Origin of the sequence: Roseibium suaedae, from assembly GCF_900142725.1 — a bacterium.
GTDB classification, from domain to species: domain Bacteria; phylum Pseudomonadota; class Alphaproteobacteria; order Rhizobiales; family Stappiaceae; genus Roseibium; species Roseibium suaedae.
In genome coordinates, this window is record NZ_FRBW01000002.1 from 187,644 (window position 1) to 208,638 (window position 20,995).

The 20,995-nt window shown below is 59.4% G+C and carries 21 protein-coding genes and 1 tRNA gene; 10 read left to right on the plus strand and 12 right to left on the minus strand.

The window, feature by feature from the left end:
• Nucleotide 1: 1 nt before the first annotated feature.
• From BUA94_RS07805 to BUA94_RS07815, 3 genes are all read left to right on the plus strand, one after another.
• The gene (locus BUA94_RS07805; RefSeq protein ID WP_073011498.1) at nucleotides 2-1,012 is read left to right on the plus strand and encodes a cytochrome d ubiquinol oxidase subunit II; all 1,011 of its coding nucleotides are present in this window, start codon (nucleotides 2-4) and stop codon (nucleotides 1,010-1,012) included.
• Between the two features lie 368 nt (nucleotides 1,013-1,380).
• Nucleotides 1,381-2,925 (plus strand): hypothetical protein, encoded by a 1,545-nt coding sequence (locus BUA94_RS07810; RefSeq protein WP_139251061.1) that lies wholly within the window; start codon nucleotides 1,381-1,383, stop codon nucleotides 2,923-2,925.
• 146 nt (nucleotides 2,926-3,071) lie between these two features.
• A complete protein-coding gene (locus tag BUA94_RS07815; protein ID WP_073011505.1) occupies nucleotides 3,072-4,058 on the plus strand; it encodes a LysR substrate-binding domain-containing protein in 987 nt (328 codons plus the stop codon).
• An 84-nt stretch (nucleotides 4,059-4,142) separates the two neighbouring features.
• Here the strand turns inward: BUA94_RS07815 and BUA94_RS07820 are convergent, their stop codons facing one another.
• The 7 genes from BUA94_RS07820 to BUA94_RS07850 form a co-directional block, all read right to left on the minus strand.
• Nucleotides 4,143-5,399 (minus strand): TRAP transporter large permease, encoded by a 1,257-nt coding sequence (locus BUA94_RS07820; RefSeq protein WP_073011508.1) that lies wholly within the window; start codon nucleotides 5,397-5,399, stop codon nucleotides 4,143-4,145.
• Nucleotides 5,400-5,411: 12 nt separating this feature from the next.
• On the minus strand, nucleotides 5,412-5,984 hold the full coding sequence (locus BUA94_RS07825) for a TRAP transporter small permease (protein ID WP_073011511.1): 573 nt from the start codon (nucleotides 5,982-5,984) through the stop codon (nucleotides 5,412-5,414).
• On the minus strand, nucleotides 5,981-6,949 hold the full coding sequence (locus BUA94_RS07830) for a TRAP transporter substrate-binding protein (protein ID WP_084081861.1): 969 nt from the start codon (nucleotides 6,947-6,949) through the stop codon (nucleotides 5,981-5,983). The genes BUA94_RS07825 and BUA94_RS07830 overlap by 4 nt, the downstream gene beginning before the upstream one ends.
• A gap of 77 nt (nucleotides 6,950-7,026) precedes the next feature.
• Entirely contained in the window at nucleotides 7,027-7,779 is a 753-nt protein-coding gene (locus tag BUA94_RS07835; protein WP_073011515.1) for an SDR family NAD(P)-dependent oxidoreductase, read from the minus strand.
• Nucleotides 7,780-7,823: 44 nt separating this feature from the next.
• A complete protein-coding gene (locus BUA94_RS07840) occupies nucleotides 7,824-8,861 on the minus strand; it encodes a transketolase family protein (protein ID WP_073011517.1) in 1,038 nt (345 codons plus the stop codon).
• Nucleotides 8,858-9,712, minus strand: coding sequence for a transketolase (locus BUA94_RS07845; protein ID WP_073011518.1), 855 nt, complete (start codon nucleotides 9,710-9,712; stop codon nucleotides 8,858-8,860). Before BUA94_RS07845 ends, BUA94_RS07840 begins: the two co-directional genes overlap by 4 nt.
• A 182-nt stretch (nucleotides 9,713-9,894) precedes the next feature.
• A complete protein-coding gene (locus BUA94_RS07850) occupies nucleotides 9,895-10,785 on the minus strand; it encodes a LysR substrate-binding domain-containing protein (RefSeq protein WP_073011520.1) in 891 nt (296 codons plus the stop codon).
• Nucleotides 10,786-10,915: 130 nt separating this feature from the next.
• Here BUA94_RS07850 and tkt point away from each other — a divergent pair, with 130 nt between their 5' ends.
• Genes tkt through BUA94_RS07865 form a run of 3 tightly spaced genes read left to right on the plus strand, consistent with a single transcriptional unit; the run spans nucleotide 10,916 to nucleotide 15,118 of the window.
• Nucleotides 10,916-12,883, plus strand: a complete 1,968-nt coding sequence (gene tkt / locus BUA94_RS07855; protein ID WP_073011522.1) for a transketolase — start codon at nucleotides 10,916-10,918, stop codon at nucleotides 12,881-12,883.
• Nucleotides 12,884-12,885: 2 nt separating this feature from the next.
• On the plus strand, nucleotides 12,886-13,851 hold the full coding sequence (locus BUA94_RS07860) for a D-2-hydroxyacid dehydrogenase (RefSeq protein ID WP_073011524.1): 966 nt from the start codon (nucleotides 12,886-12,888) through the stop codon (nucleotides 13,849-13,851).
• A 4-nt stretch (nucleotides 13,852-13,855) separates the two neighbouring features.
• Complete coding sequence (locus tag BUA94_RS07865) at nucleotides 13,856-15,118, plus strand: glycerate kinase type-2 family protein (protein ID WP_073011526.1); 1,263 nt, start codon at nucleotides 13,856-13,858, stop codon at nucleotides 15,116-15,118.
• A gap of 33 nt (nucleotides 15,119-15,151) precedes the next feature.
• On the opposite strand, the gene BUA94_RS07870 is transcribed toward BUA94_RS07865, so the two are convergent.
• The 3 genes from BUA94_RS07870 to BUA94_RS07880 form a co-directional block, all read right to left on the minus strand.
• Nucleotides 15,152-15,649, minus strand: a complete 498-nt coding sequence (locus tag BUA94_RS07870) for a DUF8051 family protein (protein ID WP_084082001.1) — start codon at nucleotides 15,647-15,649, stop codon at nucleotides 15,152-15,154.
• Nucleotides 15,650-15,890: 241 nt separating this feature from the next.
• Nucleotides 15,891-16,727, minus strand: coding sequence for a protein NO VEIN domain-containing protein (locus tag BUA94_RS07875; protein WP_073011528.1), 837 nt, complete (start codon nucleotides 16,725-16,727; stop codon nucleotides 15,891-15,893).
• 284 nt (nucleotides 16,728-17,011) lie between these two features.
• Nucleotides 17,012-17,101: transfer RNA gene (locus tag BUA94_RS07880), tRNA-Ser, on the minus strand.
• A gap of 599 nt (nucleotides 17,102-17,700) precedes the next feature.
• On the opposite strand from BUA94_RS07880, the gene BUA94_RS07890 reads away from it, so the two are divergent.
• The 3 genes from BUA94_RS07890 to BUA94_RS07900 are packed head-to-tail and all read left to right on the plus strand — an operon-like array spanning nucleotide 17,701 to nucleotide 18,667.
• On the plus strand, nucleotides 17,701-17,949 hold the full coding sequence (locus tag BUA94_RS07890) for a hypothetical protein (RefSeq protein ID WP_139251062.1): 249 nt from the start codon (nucleotides 17,701-17,703) through the stop codon (nucleotides 17,947-17,949).
• Nucleotides 17,946-18,158 (plus strand): hypothetical protein, encoded by a 213-nt coding sequence (locus tag BUA94_RS07895; RefSeq protein WP_073011536.1) that lies wholly within the window; start codon nucleotides 17,946-17,948, stop codon nucleotides 18,156-18,158. The genes BUA94_RS07890 and BUA94_RS07895 overlap by 4 nt, the downstream gene beginning before the upstream one ends.
• On the plus strand, nucleotides 18,158-18,667 hold the full coding sequence (locus BUA94_RS07900; protein WP_073011538.1) for a hypothetical protein: 510 nt from the start codon (nucleotides 18,158-18,160) through the stop codon (nucleotides 18,665-18,667). Before BUA94_RS07895 ends, BUA94_RS07900 begins: the two co-directional genes overlap by 1 nt.
• On the opposite strand, the gene BUA94_RS07905 is transcribed toward BUA94_RS07900, so the two are convergent.
• Together BUA94_RS07905 and BUA94_RS07910 are read right to left on the minus strand one after the other, a co-directional pair.
• Complete coding sequence (locus BUA94_RS07905; protein ID WP_073011541.1) at nucleotides 18,588-19,301, minus strand: hypothetical protein; 714 nt, start codon at nucleotides 19,299-19,301, stop codon at nucleotides 18,588-18,590. The genes BUA94_RS07900 and BUA94_RS07905 overlap by 80 nt on opposite strands.
• A 564-nt stretch (nucleotides 19,302-19,865) precedes the next feature.
• Nucleotides 19,866-20,135 carry a sel1 repeat family protein gene (locus tag BUA94_RS07910; protein WP_208980024.1) on the minus strand — a complete coding sequence of 90 codons (270 nt, stop codon included), beginning with the start codon at nucleotides 20,133-20,135 and terminating at the stop codon, nucleotides 19,866-19,868.
• 421 nt (nucleotides 20,136-20,556) lie between these two features.
• On the opposite strand from BUA94_RS07910, the gene BUA94_RS07915 reads away from it, so the two are divergent.
• On the plus strand, nucleotides 20,557-20,979 hold the full coding sequence (locus BUA94_RS07915) for a DUF2147 domain-containing protein (RefSeq protein ID WP_073011544.1): 423 nt from the start codon (nucleotides 20,557-20,559) through the stop codon (nucleotides 20,977-20,979).
• Nucleotides 20,980-20,995 lie beyond the last annotated feature (16 nt).

The window sequence follows — 20,995 nt, forward strand, 5'->3', positions numbered from 1 at the left end:
CATGAACTGGTTTGGAGATCCCGCCGTCTGGCTCCCCCTCGCCTTCGCAGGCCTCATGGGCCTGTCGATCCTGATCTATGTGGTTCTGGACGGGTTCGACCTTGGCGTCGGCCTGCTCTTCCCCCTGGCAACAGATGAGGAAAAGGACCGGATGATTTCGGCAGTCGGCCCCTTCTGGGATGCCAACGAGACCTGGCTGGTGCTGGCGGTCGGGCTGCTGCTTGTGGCCTTTCCCATGGCCCATGGCATCATCCTGACGGCCCTTTACCTGCCTGTCGCCGTCATGCTCATCGGGCTGATCCTGCGCGGCGTTGCCTTCGAATTCCGGGCCAAGACCACCGGCAAAACCAAGCATCACTGGAACCAGGCCTTCTTCGCAGGCTCCCTGGCTGCCACCCTTGCGCAGGGCTACATGCTCGGCATCTACATCATGGGCCTGAAGCAGCAACCGCTGACCATTGCCTTCGGCTTCCTGACTGCGGTCTGCCTCACGGCCGCCTATGGTTTCGTCGGAGCGAACTGGCTGATCATCAAGACCGAAGACACTTTGCAACTGAAGGCAATCCGCTGGGCGCGCACCCGGCTCTGGGGTCTGGTCATCGGCTTTGCCGCGATCTCGGTCGCAACTCCCTTCGTCAGCCCGCGCCTGTTCGACAAGTGGTTCTCCTTTCCGGACATGTTCCTGCTCGCTCCCCTGCCCGTTCTCTCGGCACTAATGGTGGCCATTGTCTGGAAGGCACTGCATCACCTGCCGGCGCGCGATGATCACTGGGCCTGGGTTCCCTTTGCCGGAACCGCCGCCCTCTTCATCCTGGCCTTCATTGGTCTTGCCTATTCCTTCTACCCCTATGTGGTTCCGGAAAGGCTGACCATCTACGATGCGGCCAGTGCGCCGGAAAGCCTGTTCATCATCCTGATCGGCGCCCTCGTCGTCCTGCCCACGATCATCGCCTACACCGTGCTCGCCTATGTGGTCTTCCGCGGCAAGGCAACGGATCTGACCTACGATTGAGGGTCGCGCGGGCTTGGGACAACATCAAGAAGACTTCATCCAGGACCCAGCTAGTCGCCGTGACGAGAACCGAAGTGGGTTCTGGTTCTCCAGCCAACGCAAGAAACGAATGATCACATTCGCACGAGAGACATGCCCGGAACAAATAACACTCACCGTACCAGCAGAAAACTCGGGCAACTATTTCTGGAAGCGCAACGACTTTGCTAAAGCACTGAACCGCCGGACCTTGCTCAACGTGTTCGAGAAAAGCGCCGCCTAACAACTTTGTGTGGATTAAACCCCCAAAGCTCCGACAGGAAATACAGCACTATTTTACGGAAAATAACATCTGCTAACATACTTCAAACGTTAGCAAGGTTATTCAATTGATAGTCGAATTTCTCATCGCAGTCCTCATCACTTCCCTTTTCTTTGCTAGACAGGGAAACGTTGATCTGAATCCAGGGGACGAGGGTTACCTTGCCCATGGAATAACCCGTATGCATATGGGACAGATCCCCATCCGGGACTTCAAGTCTTACGACCCTTTCAGATACTATTGGTGCTACGTCACTTCATTTGCATTTGGCAGAGGCTTGATAGCAATACGTCGGGCATCTGCAGCATTCCTTGCAATTGCCCTTTGTCTGGCACTCATACCGGCACATCAGGCAGCCGGAAAAGGCTGGCCACTCGTTCCACTCGCCGCACTCATTCTGATCTGGGCGTTCCAGCTCTTCAAAAGCTTTGATATCTCGGCCTCACTGATCTCGGTCGCAGTCGGAGCCGCCGTGATCAATCATCCCACAACAGAAGTGTTTCTGATCTCTGGAGTCTGGGTCGTCCTCGCCTGCACGATAGGATTGATGCACGGAATTTATGCTGCGATTGGGATTTTCGGACTGATCACCGCAAGCACCCTTCAGACAGGAACTACCGATACTCTTCTGGTTCTTGTGAAAAATCTAGGACTATTCATTGGCGGCATTGCGATCGGGCTCTGCCCTCTTCTTTTGAAGCTTGGCTCGATCAGCAAGCAACTTCTGGGACGGTTTGGAGCGGGCTCCACAAGCGGCACAAAGAGCAAGGACAGTGCAAAGGAGCTGAATATCTCCCTGCCCGTCCCCATGCCGTGGCATACACCCAACCCTCATGCATTCCCTATTCAGAGACTGTCTCAGCGGCTTGTGGGGCTTCATTTCCTGGTGCTCCCGCTATTCTACCTGACGACGATCTTTGTTGTGTCGATCACAAGCCTTTCGGAGCATCCGCTTCTTGCAGCTTCGACCTTCATCGGGCTGCCTTATCTTCATCACGCTTACAAGCGTGCTGACATTGCCCACCTGAGCCAATCCATCGCTCCCTTTCTGCTGGCAATCAGCTCGGTCCTCTACATTGCCACAGAGGGGAACGATCTTTATATCGGCCTTGGTTCCGCAGCCCTGCTTGTTCTCGCCCTTTTGACGGTCAGCACACACTCACCAATCCTGGCGCCGCTGCTCCTCCAGGACCACTACCGGAAGATCGACATCAACGGAGAGACATTCAATCTGCAAAGCGATGCGGTCACTCGGATTGCGTCAATTCGCGATTTCATCTCCAAAAATGTCGATGAAGATCAGAGAATCTTCGTGGCTCCCTATGAGCCGCTTCTTTACGAAGTTGTCGGGAAACTCTCCCCGGTGCGGAATGACTGCCTTTTCACAGTCTCCACGGCAGAAGAACAGAATGAAATCGTTGACCGGCTCAAGGAGAACCAGGTCGCGGCGGCCTTCATCAACAACTTCGCACTCGACAATAAGGAGAGCAGACGGTTCTCCTCCAGATGCGAAATTGTCTGGAACTATCTCGAAGAGAACTTCGACAAGATCTCAATGCCACCGGAAAGCGGAGAGACTGCCGTGTTCTTCAAGCGCAAGGTCCAAGCTTGAACCCAAAAAGCTCGAACAGGGAGTTGGGGCTCACCACCTGGTGAGACCTCCTGAGCCCCTCTCCGGTTTGGTTTTCGGTCGAATCCGAGCCTCTTCTTCAAGTGTTAGCGCTAGGACCCCTTGATGGCATTTGCTATCAAGGGGTTATGCGTGATCTGAATTTGAAGGCGACGGAGTATTTCGAGGCGGTTGCCCGTCTGGGCAGCGTGACCAAGGCTGCGGCCGAACTGGGGGTCACCCCTTCGGCCGTATCCCAGCAGCTCACCCTTCTGGAAACCCAGCTGGGGGTGAAACTGTTCCGGCGGGAAAAGCGCCGGCTGAACCTGACTATCGACGGCGACCGTCTCTTTCAGACCACCACACAGGCGTTCGGCGCGATCCGCAACGCCCGCTCGGCCATCACCCGGCAGCGGGACCTTCGCAATCTCATCATCCGGGTCAGCCCCAGTTTCGGCGTCCGCTGGCTTGGGCCGCGGGTCGGCGGCTTCGCCAGCCAGAACCCGGACTGGAACATCCGCATCGACGCCTCGCCCGACTTCTCCTCCTTCGAGACAGAGACCGTCGATCTGGACCTGCGCTATGGCCTTGGCACCTGGAGCGGTCTGACCGTCAATCCGGTGATGCACGATCTGGTGCTGCCTCTTTGCAGCCCCGCCTATCTGGAACAGTTGCAGGCAATGTCACCCGATCCGGTCGAGCAACTGGCAGGCGCAAGGCTGATCGACAGCGTCAAGACCCTGTTCCGCTGGGACCTCTGGCTCGCGGCCAACCGGGTCGTCCTGCCGGACCTCACCTATCCGTTCCGCTTCGACCGTTCGTCCATGTCCATCGAGATGGCCAAACAAGGAGGAGGCATCGCACTCGACAGCGTGACCCTGTGCCTTGGCGAACTGGAGCGCGGCGAACTGGTGCCCTTCTCCACGGCCTTCGAGGTGATCGAATTTCCCGCCTACTGGTTCGTCTGCCCGCCGCGCCATCTCAACCGGCGCATCGTCAAGCGCTTCTCGGACTGGCTGACGGAGGCGTGCGGCGCCCATGACAATGCGGCCCGCGCACATCTGACGGCAAACGGCTGCCGCTTCCGCCCGAGCGCCCACACGGAACTGATCGACGTGAGGCCCTGGGACCTTTGAAAACGGAAACGGCCTGCCGATTCAATCTCTCAGCAGGCCGCAGCACTCACTTGATTTGATTCAGACTTCCGCGTGGCGGCCAGCCTAATAGATTGTCAGGAAAGGCACGTAGGAAATCAGCAACAGCACCCCGATCGCCACCGCATAGAAAGGCAACAGCGCCTTCACCGTTTCCAGCAACCCGGAACGGGCAATGCTCATGGAGATGAACAATGTCGTGCCCACCGGCGGCGTGTAGAGACCGATTGCGAGGTTCACCACCATCATCAGGCCGAGCTGCACCAGATCGATGCCCATCGAGTTGGCAATCGTCACGAACAGCGGCCCCAGCAGCAGAACAGCTGCCGGCAGATCAATGAAGGCACCGACGATCAGCATCACGATGTTCATCGCCAGAATGACCATCCATTGCTCTGCAAAGGTCGCGGCCACCCACTGGGCCAGTTCCTGCGGCACCCGCTCGGCGGTCATGATCCATTGCAGCGTGGATGAGGCCATGATGATGAACATGACAGCACCGGTCATCGTAGCCGTGTCCACCAGGGCCTTCCAGATACCGGTCATGGTCAGGTCACGGTAGAGAATGCCCGAAACAATCAGCGCATAGGCAACCGCCATGACGGAGACTTCCGTCGGCGTTGCCACGCCGAAGCGAAGAGTGCCGATGACGAAGACAGGCATCAGCAAGGCCGGGACCGCTGCGACCAGCTGGCTGCGGAAGGCATAGAAGCCCCCTTCCAGCGGCGAGCGCGGCAGGTTGCGCCGGTGAGCGACAATCCAGACCGAAGCGAACATACCAAGACCCAGAAGCAGGCCGGGAAGAATGCCCGCGACGAACAGGTTGACGATCGAGACGTTGGAAACAAGGCCGAAGAGCATCAGGGGGATCGACGGCGGGATCAGGACCGAGACAGTCGAAGACGCCGAATTGATCGCAGCCGCCATGGCCCGGGGATAGCCCTGCTGTTTCTGAACAGGGATCAGCGCATTGCCGATGGCGGTCGCATCCGCCACGGCCGAGCCGGAAACTCCACCGAACATGACCGAGCCGATGATCGACACCTGGCCCATGCCACCCTTCATGTTGCCGACGATCAGGCGGGCGATGTTGACCAGATAGATGCCGAACCGGCCGGACATCATCAGGTTGCCGGCGAGAATGAAGAACGGGATCGCGAGCATCGGGAAGCTCTGGGTCGGCGAATATAGCCGTTGCACGATCACCGCCAGCGGCTTGCCGTCGAGCCAGAGGGCTGCAGCTACGCCGCCCAGCATGGCATGGCCGATCGGCACGGCGCAGGCCAGAAGGATCATGAAGATCCAGATCATTGGCATGGTCATGACTTGCGTCCTTTAGCTCAGGCTGCGGTTTTCGTAATCGGCTTCGAAGACAGAGGCGCCCGCCAGAATGCGCAGGATTTCCAGTGCAGAGATCACCGCCATGCCGGCAAAGGCATAGACCAGGCTTGCATAGCCCCAGATCTGCTTGATGCCGAGGGTGGACAGGGTCTGGAACTGGGACGCCTTCAGGATCGGCTGACTGGACAGAAGAACCGAAACGGAAATCAGGATGATAACGGCCTCGATGGCCACAAGCAGGATCCGCCTTGCCCCGGCAGGCAGCGCATCGGGAAGAATGGTGATGGCGATGTTGGTGCCACGGGACGCGGCAACCAGAATGCCGGCCGCCACCAGCCAGGGGAGCAGAACCGCGTGGACCTCATAGGCCCAGGCGATGCCGCCATCGAACCAATAGCGCAAAATCACATTGGCAAGCAGAGCGACGAACATGAAGCTCAAAGTAACCACGGCGATCAGCTTGCCGGTGAAGGCAATGGTTTCAATGATCCGTGAGGTCAGGACCAGAAGGGGGCGCGAGCGCCCCCTTCCGTCCGGAGCAGGACTAAGGGGGCCCCAGTCTGTCATTTCATCCCCGTTGCTTTCTTCAGGGCAGCAACCAGGTCCGGATAGGTCTGAGCATATTTGTCATAGACCGATGCGGTTGCAGCCTGATAGGCGGCCTTGTCGGCGTCGGCGAATTTCGCGCCTTCCGCTTCCATCTTAGGCCGCAGGGTGTCATCGCCTTCCTGAGACAGCTGACGCTGCAGCTTGCCGGCTTCCTTGGTGGCTTCCACCGCGCAGGCCTTGGTCGCATCGTCAATGCTGCTCCACCAGGCCAGACCCGTGACCACTGGTGTGGACTCGTACTTGTGGCCGGTCATGGTCACGTAAGGCGTGATCTCATGCAGCTTGGCGGAATAGATGTTGGTCAGCGGGTTTTCCTGTCCGTCAAAGACGCCGGACTGAAGCGCGGTCGGCAACTCGGACCAGGCAAGTGGAGCAGGAGAAGCGCCCAGCGCCTTGAAGATATCGACGGTCATCTCGTCCGGCGGAGTCCGGATCTTCATGCCCTTCAGGTCAGCCGGCTCGGAAACGAACTTGCCGACATGGGTCACGTTGCGGATGCCATTGTCCCAGAAACCAAGGATCTTGAGTCCGGCATTCTGCGCCCGCTCATCCAGCATCTGGCCGACTTCGCCATCCATGACTTCCCAGGCAGCCGGAAGGTCCTTGAACAGGAACGGCAGACCCAGAAGTCCGATTTCCGGAACGATCTGGCTCATGGCGCCCTGGCTGTTGGCCGTCACCTGGATGATGCCCGCATTCACCGACGTCAGCATTTCGACGTCATTGCCCATGGTCGCGGATGGGGCAACGTTCACGGTGTCCTTGCCACCGGTGCACTTGGAAAATTCCTCGGCCCACTTTTCGGCTGCGATGAACCGCGGGTTTCCGGGGTTTGCGCCATGGGCAAAGATCACTTCATCAGCCTGGGCTGTTCCGGCGATCATCGTCGTTGCGGCCAGGACGGCCAGCACGTGCTTTTTCATCAGTCCATTCCTCCTGTTTAACTGATAGTTTTACGGAGACCGCACGCCAACCTCCACTGGCGTGCGGCCTCAAATGATCAGTGGATCAAGGATCCGCCGTTCACGTCGACCTCGGTGCCGGTGCAATAGGCCGACAGGTCGGAAGCCAGGAACAGGGCGCAACCAGCAACATCGGATGCTTCCCCTGCCCGGCCCATCGGAATGCCCTCGACAATGCTGGTCAGCATGTCCGGGGTCAGCTTGCCGCCGGTGATGTCCGTGGCGATGAAACCCGGGCAGATCGCGTTGACGCGCACATTGGCCGGAGCCAGCTCGCGGGCCATGGCCTTGGAGAGGCCAAGAACACCCGCCTTGGCTGCCGAGTAATGCGGGCCGCCAAAGATGCCGCCGCCGCGCTGCGCGGACACGGAGCTGAGGTTCACGATCGATCCGGACTTCTGCTCGCGCATCGCCGGAATGACGGCCTGGCTCATGTAGAGCGTGCCGCGCAGGTTCACATCCAGAACCGCGTCATAGTTCGCTGCGGCAATATCCATGATCTTCAGCGGCTGGGTGATGCCCGCATTGTTGACCAGGATATCGATCCGGCCCCACTTGGCCTTCAACTCGGCAGCGACGGCATCGCAGGCGGCCTTGTCGGTCACGTTGCAGGCAAGGCCGACATGGCGTTCGCCGATATCGGCCGCAGCCGCCTTGGCCGCTGCTTCATCCAGATCGAGAATGGCAACCGTTGCACCGTGTTCGGCAAAGAGCTTGGCAGTCGCCTTGCCCAGGCCACGGGCAGATGCTGCCCCGGTGATGATTGCGAACTTGTTGTCGAGAAGGCCCATGAGCCCTTTTCCTCCATAAGACATTGAAATGTTTCGGCGGGCTTTCAGAGCCAGCTCTTGATCTGTTCGGCGACCTTGGCAACGGACAGGCCGTACATGTCGTGAAGGGTCGGCAAGGCACCGGCCTCCAGGAATTCGTCGGGAAGGCCGATCATGCGGAAGCCGCCAATCGAGACACCGCGGGTCAGCAATGTTCCCGCAACCGCTTCGCCCAGACCGCCAACGACCGTGTGGTTTTCTGCCGTGACCACGAGCCGTCCGCCCTTTGCCGCTTCCGCAGCAATGGTCTCGACGTCCAGCGGCTTGATGGTCGGGCAGTGAAGGACGGCAACGTCCACATTGTCTCTGGCCAACTGCTCTGCTGCATCGAGGGCGCGCATGGTCATGAAGCCGGTGGAGATGACGAGGACATCCTTGCCCTCGCGGATCATCTGGGCCTTGCCAAGCAGGAACTTGTAGTCCGGCTTGTGGCGGGTCAGAACCGACGGCACCTTGCCGCGCAGAAGACGCGAATAGACCGGTCCCTCGTGGGCAATGATCTGCGGAACCATGCCCGCGATATCATCCGCATCGCAGGGATCGATCAGCGTCATGTTCGGAAGGCCACGGAAGATCGCCAGATCCTCGGTCGCCTGATGGCTCGGGCCATAGCCCGTCGTCAGACCCGGCAGGGCGCAGACGATCTTGACCGGCAGGTTCTCTTCCGCAATCGCCATTGCAATGAAATCATAGGCGCGGCGGGAGGCGAACACAGCATAGGTGGTAGCAAAGGGAATGAAGCCTTCACGGGCCAGACCGGCGGCAGCCGACATCAGGATCTGCTCCGCCATACCCATCTGGTAATAGCGGTCGGGCATTTCCTGACCGAAGATGTGAAGGTCCGTGTATTTGCCGAGATCGGCGGTCAAACCGACGATCCGCTCGTCCTTGCGGGCAGCTTCCACCAGAGCGTGACCGAAAGGCGCGGCAACGGTGTCATAGCCTTCCGCAGCCAATGAGGCGATCATTGCGGAGGTTGCCTGGCGCTCGCCATCCGGCAATCTGCGCGGCTCGTATTTGCGGGCCATGGATGCGAGGGTCATGCTGGCTTTCCTTCTTCCAGAACGGCGAGAGCCTTGCCCCATTCATCCGCTTCCACGCGGACAAAATGGGTGATCTCACGGGCTTCGAGAAACGGAACGCCCTTGCACATGGTGGTGTCGAAGATGATGACGCGCGGCTTTGCATCCGTGGCGGAGCGGGCCGTGTCGAAGGCCTTGACGACGGCGGCAAGGTCATTGCCGTTGACCCGCTGGGCGTGCCAGCCGAAGGCTTCCCACTTTTCCGTCAGCGGCTCGGAACACAGCATTTCGGTCGACTTTCCGTCCGCCTGCTGGTCGTTGAAATCGACAAGGCAAATGAGATTGTCGAGCTTGTGATGGGCGCCGGACATGGCCGCTTCCCAGGTCGAGCCTTCGCCCAGCTCGCCGTCGGACATCAGATTGTAGATGAAGGCCGGGCTTTTCTTGCGCTTCAGGCCCATGGCCATGCCAACCGCGATGCCAAGGCCGTGACCAAGAGAACCGCCGGTGATTTCCATTCCGGGCGTATAGGAAGCCATGCCCGACATGGGCATGCGGCTGTCGTCCATGCCGTAGGTTTCAAGCTCTTCTTCCGGCAGGATACCGGCTTCCATCAGAACCGCATAAAGGGCGATGGCATAGTGGCCGATGGAGAGCAGAAACCGGTCGCGGCCTTCCCATTCGGGCTCTTCGGCGCGGTAATCGAGGGCATGGAAATAGGCCGCCGCCAGAACATCGGCGATGCCAAGAGCCTGGCCGATATAGCCCTGGCCCTGGACTTCGCCCATCAGGAGTGCCTTGCGGCGGATGTTCCACGCGCGCAGTTCCAACGACGTGTTGGACCGCGCCGCAGAGCGGCTAAGCGATGTCATGGTGTCCTCCCGAGACATTTTCTCGTTTGACCAGACGCTAGCACCCGGATCGGAGGATTGATTTTAAGAAATTTGCACGCGCTTGTTAGTTGAGCTTAACAATATCGAAAAAGGCAAGGATTTGAGCTGATTTCAACTCACCGATCTCTATTCCGAAGCCATGTAAAAAAAGACGAAGGCCGTTAAAACCCGGCGCTGTCGGCCCCAAGGCCCGTCAAAAGCCAGCGCACGAAGGCCCGGACGGGACTGCGCACTGGGCGCGACCGGGGCAGAACCAGACTGTGTCCGGCATAACTCACATCCCGTCCCTCTCCGGAAAGCGGGGCACACAAGCGGCCAGCCTGAAGGTCCCGCTCCGCAAGGCGGGTTGATTCCAGGGCTACCCCCAAACCATTGACGGCGGCGGATAGCGCCAGAAAACTCCGGTCGAAGCGCAAGGGACGATTGAGCGGCCTGGCCACCCCGTTTTTCTGCAGCCAATCCCCCCAGCGCACCTGCTTCTGATCGCTCTGAATCAACGGAAACCGGGAAAGGTCCTCAACGCCCCGGATCTCTTCGGCAATCTCCGGGGAACAAAGCGGCGTGACCATCTCGTTCCCGAGAGGAATAGTCGTCACCCCCTCGGCACGCACCGGCCCGTAAACAATATCGACATCGAAATCATCGGCGATGAAGCGGGCATATTCCGTGTCGGCCGCGAGCCGCAGTTCCACTTCCGGATGGGCCTGGGTGAACTCCTTCAGGCGCGGAACCAGCCAGAGTGCGGCAAAGCTTGGCGCGGCATGCACCCGAAGCAACTTGGAGCCGCGCTGCACCACATCTTCCACGCCCTGACGGATTTCGTCGAAGGCCAGGGTCAGCCGCGACAGAAGCGCCATGCCCTCAAGAGTGGGATGCACCCCGCGCCCTGCCCGTTCGAACAGGCGCGCGCCCAGGACATCCTCCAGCTGGCGGACGGAATGGCTGATAGCGCTAGGGGACAGGCCCAGCTCATCGGCCGCCGCCTTGAAGCTGCCGTGACGGGCTGCGGCCTCGAAGCTGCGCAGCATGGAGAGAGTGGCACCACCGATCATGCCCCAGTCATGGATGAATCTGATTCATCAATCAATGAAATATCGTCGTTTGTCGCTCCTTGGCTGCCGGATTACGCATTAGGGTCAAGAAGCAGACGGCCGGAAAGGCCCTGCAGGGAGGAAATCAGATATGGCCGACATCCAGCAGATGGCGCATGCGATCCGCTTTCTCGCGCTCGACAGCATCCTGAACGCAGGCGAAGGTCATCAGGGCGTTCCCCTCGGCATGGCCGAAATCGCGGCGACACTTTACGCCAATCACCTCAAGGCCGACCCAGCTGATCCCCAGTGGCCAGACCGGGACCGGGTGGTCCTTTCCAACGGCCATGGCTCCATGCTGCTCTATGCGCTGTTGCATCTGGCCGGGTATGAACATGTCTCCCTCGATGCCCTGAAATCCTTCCGCAAGCTGGGCTCGGTCTGCGCCGGACACCCGGAGATCGAACAGCACGCAGGGATCGAGATCACCTCGGGCCTGCTTGGTCAGGGCATCGCCTGCGCCGTCGGCATGGCGGTGGCCGAAGCACGGCTTTCGGCCCGGTTCGGCCCCAGCCTTGTCGATCACCGCACCTGGGCCTTTGTCGGCGACGGCTGTTTTCAGGAAGGCATCGGCCAGGAAGCCATTTCCCTTGCAGGCCATCTCAAGCTCGGCAAGCTGACGTTCCTTTGGGATGACAATCACATCACCGACGATGGCGACACGGACCTGTCCATCAGCGAGGATGTTCCCGCCCGTTTCCGTGCAGCCAACTGGCATGTTCAGGAAATCGATGGCCATGACATTGGCGCCATCGATGCCGCGATCAATGCTGCCAAGGCCGATCCCCGCCCGTCCCTGATTGCCTGCCGCACGACCATCGCCAAAGGCATCCCGCGCCTTCAGGGCCAGCGCGGTGGCCACAGCGCCCCTCTGACCCAGAAGGATTCAGAGGAAGCGCGCAGCCTCCTGAACTGGCCGCACCCTTCCTTCACGGTTCCAGAATCTGTGCTCGCCGACTGGCGCTCGATTGTACCGCGCGGCAATGAGACCCATTCCCAATGGCAGACGGCTCTTGCAAACCATGGAGAGGCTGCAGAATTCCGGCGCTGGACAACAGGCACCTTGCCGGACGGCTGGAGTGACACCGTCCGCTCCATTTCAATAAGCGCTGCTGACAAGGCAGCAAGCCTTCCCACCATCACCGCTTCCGGCGATGTCTGCGACGCCCTGGCTGAAGCCCTGCCCGAACTGATGGTCCTGTGCGCGGATCTGGAAGCACCGACCAATCACAAACGCTCCCGCCATGCCTTCACCGCCAGCGACCGCAGCGGCAGCTATGTCCATTGCGGCGTGCGGGAACACTTGATGGGCGCCATGACCGACGGTATCGCCGCCCATGGCGGCCTGCGCCCGGTCAACGTCACCTATCTTGCCTTTGCCGATTACGAACGCCCGGCCATGCGCATGGCCGCGCTGATGAACCTGCCCGGCCTATTTGTCTTCAGTCATGATTCCATCGGCGTCGGCTCCAACGGCCCGACCCACCAGCCGGTGGAAATCCTGGCAAGTTTCCGCGCCATGCCGAACATGCTCGTTTTCCGCCCTGCCGACGCAGTGGAAACAGCCGAAGTCTGGCAGATCGCCCAGGAACACCGCACCGGCCCGAGCCTGCTGGCCTTGTCCCGTCAGGCAACGCCCACCTTGCGCAACGAAACCGGCGAAAACCTCAGCCGCAAGGGGGCCTATGTCCTGAGCGAACCCGAGGGGCAGCGCGACATCACCCTGCTTGCCACCGGAACGGAAGTTGCGCTCGCCGTCGAGGCCGCAAGCCTGCTCGCAAAGGACAACATTCGCGCGGCGGTCGTCTCGATGCCCTCGTGGGAACTCTTCCGCGATCAGAGAGCGGACTACCGGGCAGAGGTTCTCGGCACCGCCCCGCGTATCGGCATCGAGGCAGCCCTCGACTTCGGCTGGGAACGCTTCCTTCGCCCGGAAGACCGGTTTATAGGCATGAGCGGCTTTGGCGCTTCCGCACGTGCAGAGGTGCTTTATGAGCATTTCGGCATCACAGCCGGGCGGATTGCGGATGTGGCCCGGGACCTGACAGGAAAGAACTGAGAATGGAACACATCGTCTTTCTCGACAGGGCGACCATCGCACCGGAAATTTCCCTTTCGCGCCCAAGCTTTGCCCACGACTGGACCGAGCATCAGCGCACCGGTCCCTCCGAAACGGCCGGGCGTCTGAAAGACGCGACAATCGCCATCACAAACAAGGTGCGCATTGGAGCGGACGAATTAGACGCGGCCCCCGGCCTGCGCCTGATTGCCGTTGCCGCCACCGGTTATGACTGCGTCGACATTGCCGCCTGCGAGGCCCGGGGCGTTGCCGTCTGCAACATCCGGGGCTATTCGGTGAACACCGTTCCCGAGCATGTCTTCACCCTGCTGCTGGCCCTGCGCCGCAGCCTCGTCTCCTATGTGCGCGAGGTGCAAGAAGGGGCCTGGCAACAGGCCGGTCAGTTCTGTTTCTTCTCCGGCCCGATCCGGGACCTGTCCGGGTCCACCCTCGGCATCATCGGCAAGGGGGGAATCGGATCGCGGGTGGCCGCCATCGGCAGCGCCTTCGGCATGAAGGTGATCTATGCCGCCAGACCCGGCGCCCCGGCAGAAGACGGCCGCGTTGCCTTTGAAGACTTCTGCGCCAGTGCCGACGTGATTTCCCTCCATTGCCCGCTGACACCCCAGACCCGCGGCCTGATGAACGATGCGGCATTTGCGGCCATGAAGCGTCAACCGGTCATTCTCAACACCGCCCGCGGCGCCCTGATCGATCTGCCTGCCCTTGAACGTGCGCTTGAGCAAGGACTTGTCAGCGGTGCCGGGATTGACGTTGCCGACAAGGAACCGCCGGCGCCGGATGACATCCTGATGCGTCTGGCCAACCATCCGCGTGTGCTCGTCACCCCCCATGTGGCCTGGGCCTCCAGCGAGGCCCAGCAGACCCTGGCAGATCAATTGACCAGCGTGCTAGAACGGTTTTCTGCCGGAGATCCGATCAATCTCCTGAACCCCCAACGCGGATAAATTCATGGCACACGACACCGACAAGTCCCTGCTCTGCTCGCTCTTTGACGTTGCCGTGACCTCAGCCAAGCCGGATGCCGTACTGGCGAAATTCCTGCCCCAAAAGCCTGCCTCCGGCCGTGTGGTCGTGATTGCCGCAGGCAAGGCAGCCGCTGCCATGGCCGCAGCTCTTGAAGACGTTTGGGGGCCCTGCGAGGGCCTTGCCCTGACCCGCTATGGCCACGCGGTGCCGACCCGCACCATCGAAGTAATCGAGGCAGCCCACCCGGTCCCGGATGAAGCAGGCCGGATCGCCGCCGGCAGGATCCTCGATCTGGCGTCCAGCCTGCAAGACGGCGACACGCTGATCACACTCATGTCCGGTGGCGCATCCGCGCTTCTGTCCCGAGGGGCAGGCAACATCAGCCTTGAGGAAAAGGCCGAACTGACACGCGCGCTGCTCGCCTCTGGCGCAGACATTGGCGAAATGAACACGGTGCGCCGGCACATTTCCGCAATCAAGGGCGGACGCCTCGCTGCAAGCGCCTATCCTGCCCGCTGCCTGACCTTCGCCATTTCGGACGTGCCCGGTGACAAACCGGAAATCATCGGCTCCGGCCCCACGGTCGCCGATCCGACCACCCAGGCGGACGCCAAGGCGATCCTCGCCAAATATGGCATCGACGTACCGGCCAGCATTCAGGCGGCTCTCAATGACCCCGCCTTCGAAAGCCCAAAGCCCGGCGATGAAAAGCTGTCGCGCACCGAATTTCACATGATCGCCACGCCGCAAATGGCGCTGGAAGCTGCAAAGGCCGCAGCCACTCTGCCTTGCCATCTTCTTGGAGACGCCATAGAGGGAGAAGCTCGCGAAGTCGGCCGTGCCTTTGCCGGTCTCGCCCGTGCGGTCAGGGAAGGAAAGTCCGCGTTCACCGCCCCCTGCCTTCTGCTGTCGGGCGGCGAGACGACCGTGACCTTGCCGAAAGGCGCCAGCGGCCGGGGCGGCCGCAATGTGGAATGGCTGATGGGCTTTGCCGAAGGCGTTGCCGGAATTGAGGGAATTGCGGCTGTCGCAGGAGACACGGACGGGGTGGATGGCGCAGCCGAAGTCGCCGGGGCCTATGCGGACAGTTCAACCGCCGGCCGGGCCCGCGCTGCCGGATACAAGCTGGACGATGCCATGGCGGCCTATGACGGCCACGGGTTTTTCGAAAGACTGGGCGACCAGATCATCACCGGCCCGACCAACACCAACGTCAATGATTTCCGGGCGATCCTGATCCGCTGAAATCGGGGCTAAAGGGCGGCCTGCCCCACGTCTTCAGGCCGCCCCCATGGCCGACAGCGTCGCAAACAGGATGATCGCGGCCCCGGCCAGAACCAGCGCGAACAGGACAGCTCTTGGCAGGCTCCGCCCCCCGGCATCGACAGCCGCCTGACTGGCCCCTGAGCTTCGCAGACCAATGAGCGCTGCCAGGAAAAGCAGCGCTCCAAGCAGCGTCCCCAGCCATTCCAGAAGATAAAGCAAGACGGACATGGGCACCGGGGCAACCGGAAAGATCCCCTGCAGATCCGCCTGATAAACGGCCAGATATCCAAGCCCAGCCAATGCCGCCAGGAAAAAGCCCTGCCCCCTGGCCCAGGTCCGGTACGAAAGCACCAGACTGCCAAGACCGAGCACGGTCAGAAACAGGTTGAAAGCTCCCAGAACCAGCACCGTGTAGTCACTGAAGTCCCGTGTCTCAACCAGACCACCCGGGATCATCAGGGCAAGATTGATGGCTGAGAGCGCCAGCAGCACTGTCAAAATTTGCCGCATGAGGAACATCGCTTTCCTGTCCGGTTCAGTCATTTGTTACGGTAACTCCACTCAATTCTTGATAAACCAAACCGAGTAGAATGAACAATAACACGGTATGGGCGTGTACTTCGCCTTAGGAGAGGAAAGATGAAAAGCAGCTAGGCAATGCGCCGCATCCGTAAGGTGCTTTTCTCCAATCTGCCAATTCAAGACAGTGAGAAGCAGAAAAAAACTGGCTGCAAAGCAATTTCATCTGCCATTAATGAAAACTAGCCTGAAAGGATGTTGCCACGAGGGATACATGCGCGTCCAGCGGCGGAAATAACTCAAAGGCCTTCGGCTCACGTGCGAAGTTCCAAAGCCGGAAAAGGCTCCACTCCGAACGCCGCTCCTCGGCCACGGCCAGTTCGTTTCGGCTAATGTGGAAGGGCGTGCGCTCCCAGCCATTCGTCGTCTTCACCTCGATCAGGCGCGGACGGCCATCCGACGAGAAGCTGGCAATATCGTAGCCGGCACCATCTCCCTCTTCCTCCGAAACCCATTGAATCTTGCGCGCAAGATCAGCGCGACCAGCTGCAATCAGCGAAGCGCGTTCATGAACTAGGACAAGTTCCTCGCCTGCCTGACCGAGGGAGCGGTTTCGCTCGTCTCTTGCGGCGACATCAAACTTTCGGGCGATGTGCAGCATCTGCTCCAACTCCTGCGGCGGAGTGTGGTTCGACAACGTGGGCGGCGGCCCGATCCAGATCGGCTGAGGCTCCGCCAGGCCTGTCAACGATCCCGCAACAGAATGGCGACCGAGCCACGCCGGGTTTAGTGCCACCCAGCGTGCCACAGCATCCACCAGCGTCATCTGGAAATTGAACGCGGGCTTGTAGCCCGGGATCCAGTCCTCGCCGAGCCCTTTCAGCACGGCGCTGATGTTCTGGTGCTTGAACTCGACCGATCCCTCGGACCGATCATTCAACAGAGGCAGAAGCCCGCGCCGATGCTCGGCCTTGTTGTAGGGGCGACCAGAGACGTCGTCGGCCAGCATCGCGAAGTAATCCGCGACGATCAGGTCGTTCTCTTCATCTGTCCAGGCCCCGTTTGACATCACGCCAGGCTAAGGGCGGAAACTGCGTTTGTCATCAGAGACTTCGCGCAAGACGCCCAAGACATACCAACGACCACGCCGCCCGTGTCGCGTCTCCGTCTGCATCGAAACAAACCGAAACCAGCGAAACGCAGGCGCAACGCGATCCCGCCAGCTCACTGAATTATATGGGGATTTTGAGTCCGTCTCGCAGGGAGCGAGGGACGGGTGGTCCCTGCAAACCACTTTTGGCACATAAAAAAAGGCCCCGCGAGGGACCTGTTTTCGGGTTTGCAATGTGCAAGTGGCGGAGAGGAAGGGATTCGAACCCTCGAGACGGTTCCCCGTCTACTCCCTTAGCAGGGGAGCGCCTTCGACCACTCGGCCACCTCTCCGGTGGCTTTCGTTTACGCGGCAAAGGACTGTGAATCAAACGTTTTTTCGCCAGCGGTCTTGGCCTGCCCGGGTTTTCCCGGGAACCCATACGGCCTCGCCCCTTCCCTCAACGATCACGGCTCGCCCTGAAACCAGAAATTGAGAGTTGGCTGAATACAGGGCGCCGAGCAGCATACCGTTCATCGCTTGGCAATGACCGGAGCTCCCCCGCATGAGCTTTCCCGAACTGTGGACAATGAAAGCCCCCTCCCTGAAACCAACACGTCAGCCGGCCCCACCTTGCACCTCTCCAGCTGATCTCATGGCTTCCCTTCAACTCGCAATATCGTCGCAGGGGCGCAGAAATCTCGGCAATCCTAACGGTTTTGGTATATGATTAAGCTGTTGTCGGGAAAGAGTATCACCCCGCCGGACAACAGGTTCCGTCGTGGTATTCAAAGTCCGGAAGAAGAGGCCCTGCCTTTGAAAGTCATCCGGACGATCGCTTGCATTCTGTGTTTCTTGCACAGGATCACATGGAACCACGCCGAGCAGAACCGGTCCAAGATCCGGTTCCAAATGAAAATTTAATGTGCACAAGCTTTGCGAGAATCGTAAGATGGATGCAATTCAACCTCTACTTACGGAATCCGGGACATTGGACCATTACGTTTCACAGCTGGTCGGGCGGTACAACAAGCCTGGCGGGAAGAGTGCGGCTGATTTCAGCAGCGATGACAGCCTGATCGGCGACCTGCGCAAGGAACTCGATTTGATCGTACGCCAGCAGGCCGCGAATTTTCATATCAAGGCTTTCACGGCAGTTGCCCTGCGTGCCTTCTGGATCTTGCGAGGCAAGGCAGCATGACCGAACTTCAGGCCTTCATCAGCCGCGAGACCGAGTTCTACGCGGATTATTTCGCCGAAGGCGGATCGCTCGTTTTCTCATCCTTCCTGGATGCGGTTCTGTCCGGCTATGAGGACAAGATTCACGTAAGTGATTTTACGGATGACGAGCGGGACGAAATCCTGCTGAATGCCCTTCGCATGATGCAGATGATGGAAGTGGCCGTGTAATGCTCATCCGCCCTATCGATCCGGCAAACATGAAAGGTTTGGCCGGGCGGCGCATCGAAGACCTGTCCAGGTTTCTGGACCACAGCAGCGGCCTGTTCCGGGCCGATATTCCTGACTTTGCCTCCGCAGTCCTCCTGTCTGCCAATGCCAATGGAGACCGGATCCCTGACATTGGCTATGTCGGCGCGCAGAGCTATGTGAAAAAGCTGCTCGAAGGCAACAGCAACGTGGATTTTGCCAGCAAGGTCCGGGCTCAGGACAGCGAGTTCGACCGGGCCGCCGCAGCAGGCTTTGCCATTGCAGCAGAAGGGCATCCGGTCTGTGAACTGGTGGAAACGGAAGTCTCCCTGCCCGGCTTCCGCAACCGGATCGCCATCAGCTATTACCGGCTCATCTGTCCGATGAATTTTGCCGGCAAGCGCCTGCTGATCAATCTGTCTCTTCCGACACCGTATTGCCCGATATCACGTCAACCTGAGCGTGATAAAGGATATCTTGTGCTGAATTGAACAGGAACACATCGTCCTGACGGCGGCCCGGGGGAATGTTGATCCACTTGGTCGCGAAGGGATAGATGTGCGCCATGGAATAGCACCAGCCAAGCCCCTTGGAGACATGGTCGGCCTTGGCAAGGGCAACAGATGCCTGAAGATCCGGCCAGGACAACAGCGACAGATAGAGATTCATCCTGGCCAGAAGCGTCATCCGCCGCAGGGAATTGCGCCCGCGATAGGTCAGCGAGTTGAACGCATCGCCATTGTAAATCACCCGCCCCTTGATGGTTGTCATCGGAGGACAGGTCCAGCTGGTGTCGATGGGATAATCCTCGCCATAGACCCGCCGCAGCTGGGCGCGGTGAAAATCCAGATAAGACAGATTACCCGTATCGAACACCTGGCTGCAGCAGAAGGTAGCAGGATCGCCATCGATTTCGGCAATGTGACAGAAGCCATTGTGGCCAGTGAAATCAAAGAACTTGGCTTGGAAGAAGGGCGTGACCTCCTTGCCCCGGTCTGACAGGATTTCCGCCACACGTGAAAAGTCGTGAATCACACCAACCCGGCATCCCTGTCCCTCCAGCTGCGCCATGCAGCGCGCATAGGCAATGGACAGATCTGCTATTTCCTTTGGCCCTAGGTTCACGGTGCCCCCTACCTTCCTCAAATTTTTCCGCTGCCGGTTCCCTGCCGGTCGTTGCCGCTAGACTGTTGTTTTTAACAGGGATGCTCCTACCGAATTGGTAAGATCCCAGGAAAGTCAGCAGCTTCTGGCTGCAGGCTGCAATTTCAAACATAGAGCAAGTTTCATACAGGGCCGGAAAACAAGATCCCGGCTGATCCCGTTCCGACAGCAAGATCCAGACAGCTGAATCTGGCGATCGTGGTCAAGGAGGACCGAAAGCTGAATACTGTGCAGAGAGTCTATCAGACCCATCTGGTAAGCAGGAGAAAGCCATTAGGCGGCACGATTGTGTACCTCACGAAAAGGCCAGGCACTTTTCAGCAGATGGACCGCGCACAGCGCGAGCAGTAACAAGATAATTGGCCACGGCAAATCATCCGCCAGACCCGAGTAAAAAAATATCAATTTATCAATGTCTTGAGCCGCAGACAAAAAGCCTGCCGGCTCAATCAAAGGGGCCGGAAGAAGATCTGAATTTTCCTCCGGAACGGGACGCGGCCCCAACGGCCGCACTTGCGCCCATCTTCAATGGGTGGACAGCCATTCGCGGGCGCTGCGCTGTGCTTCGGCAATGTCCTCGCGGGTCATTTCGCCGGAGATTTCCTTGCGATGCAGAACCGCTTCCCGGTTGCCCTTGAGCGCGGCAATGTTGAACCACTTGTGCGCGCTGACGAGATCGGTGGCACCAAACCGTCCGGAAGCCGAGTCCAGACCCATCTGAAACAGAATGTCTGCGGTTGCGGTCTGGCCGCCCAAAATGGCCATGTCGGCCTGCTGAATGTCAAAACGAGCCATCTTGCTCTCCCTGTTATCCTTGATGCGAAACTTCATCCCGAAACGCGAATTTCCCTGGATGACGCTGCGTTTCTTGAGGTTGATCTTGGGATGAGCGGTTAAAAGTGCCGTTAAAATTTAAAATGAACAGCAAGCAAACAAAGACGTAATGAGAGTTTAATTTTACCTATCGGTAAGCATGGATTTTCCGAAATCTCAATTCTTTCAGTTGCTTTCAAATCAAATCTCAAACGCCATCTAAAGAATTTGCTTACCCTGTTTCGCATTCCTTTCGCCTGCGGCTCTTTTGTTCTCAAGATCAGCGACTTCTTCAATTCCACCCCGGCGTCAGTTCCCCGCCGATGGGAAGGCTTCCAAGCGGCCTGCTTTGCAGTTAGATTACGTTTCCGTAAACGGAAACGCCTTTCAGAGGTCGCTTAAAATGACAAGAACACGACTGCCTTTCCTCGCCCTCGCCGCATTCCTCGCCTCCGCGGGAGTTCATTCTGCACAAGCCGCGGATGCCACGGGAGAATGGATCCGCCCGTCCGGCGCCTCCAAGATCAAGATCCTCAGCTGCGGCAAGGCCCTGTGCGGCAGCCTGAGCTGGCTGCGCGAGCCGCGCAACGACACAGAGAACCCGGATCCGGCAAAACGGACCAAGCCCCTGCTCGGAACCCAGATCATCCAGTCCATGGTGCCGACCGGCAAGGACGCCCAGTGGAAGGGCAAGGTCTATAACGCGGAAGATGGCAAGACCTACACCGGCTTCATTTCCATGCCCTCCGACGACAAGCTCAAGCTGGAGGGCTGCGTCATGGGCGGCCTGATCTGCAAGGGCGAGACCTGGACCCGGGTCAAGTGACCCTGTGAACCCTGAC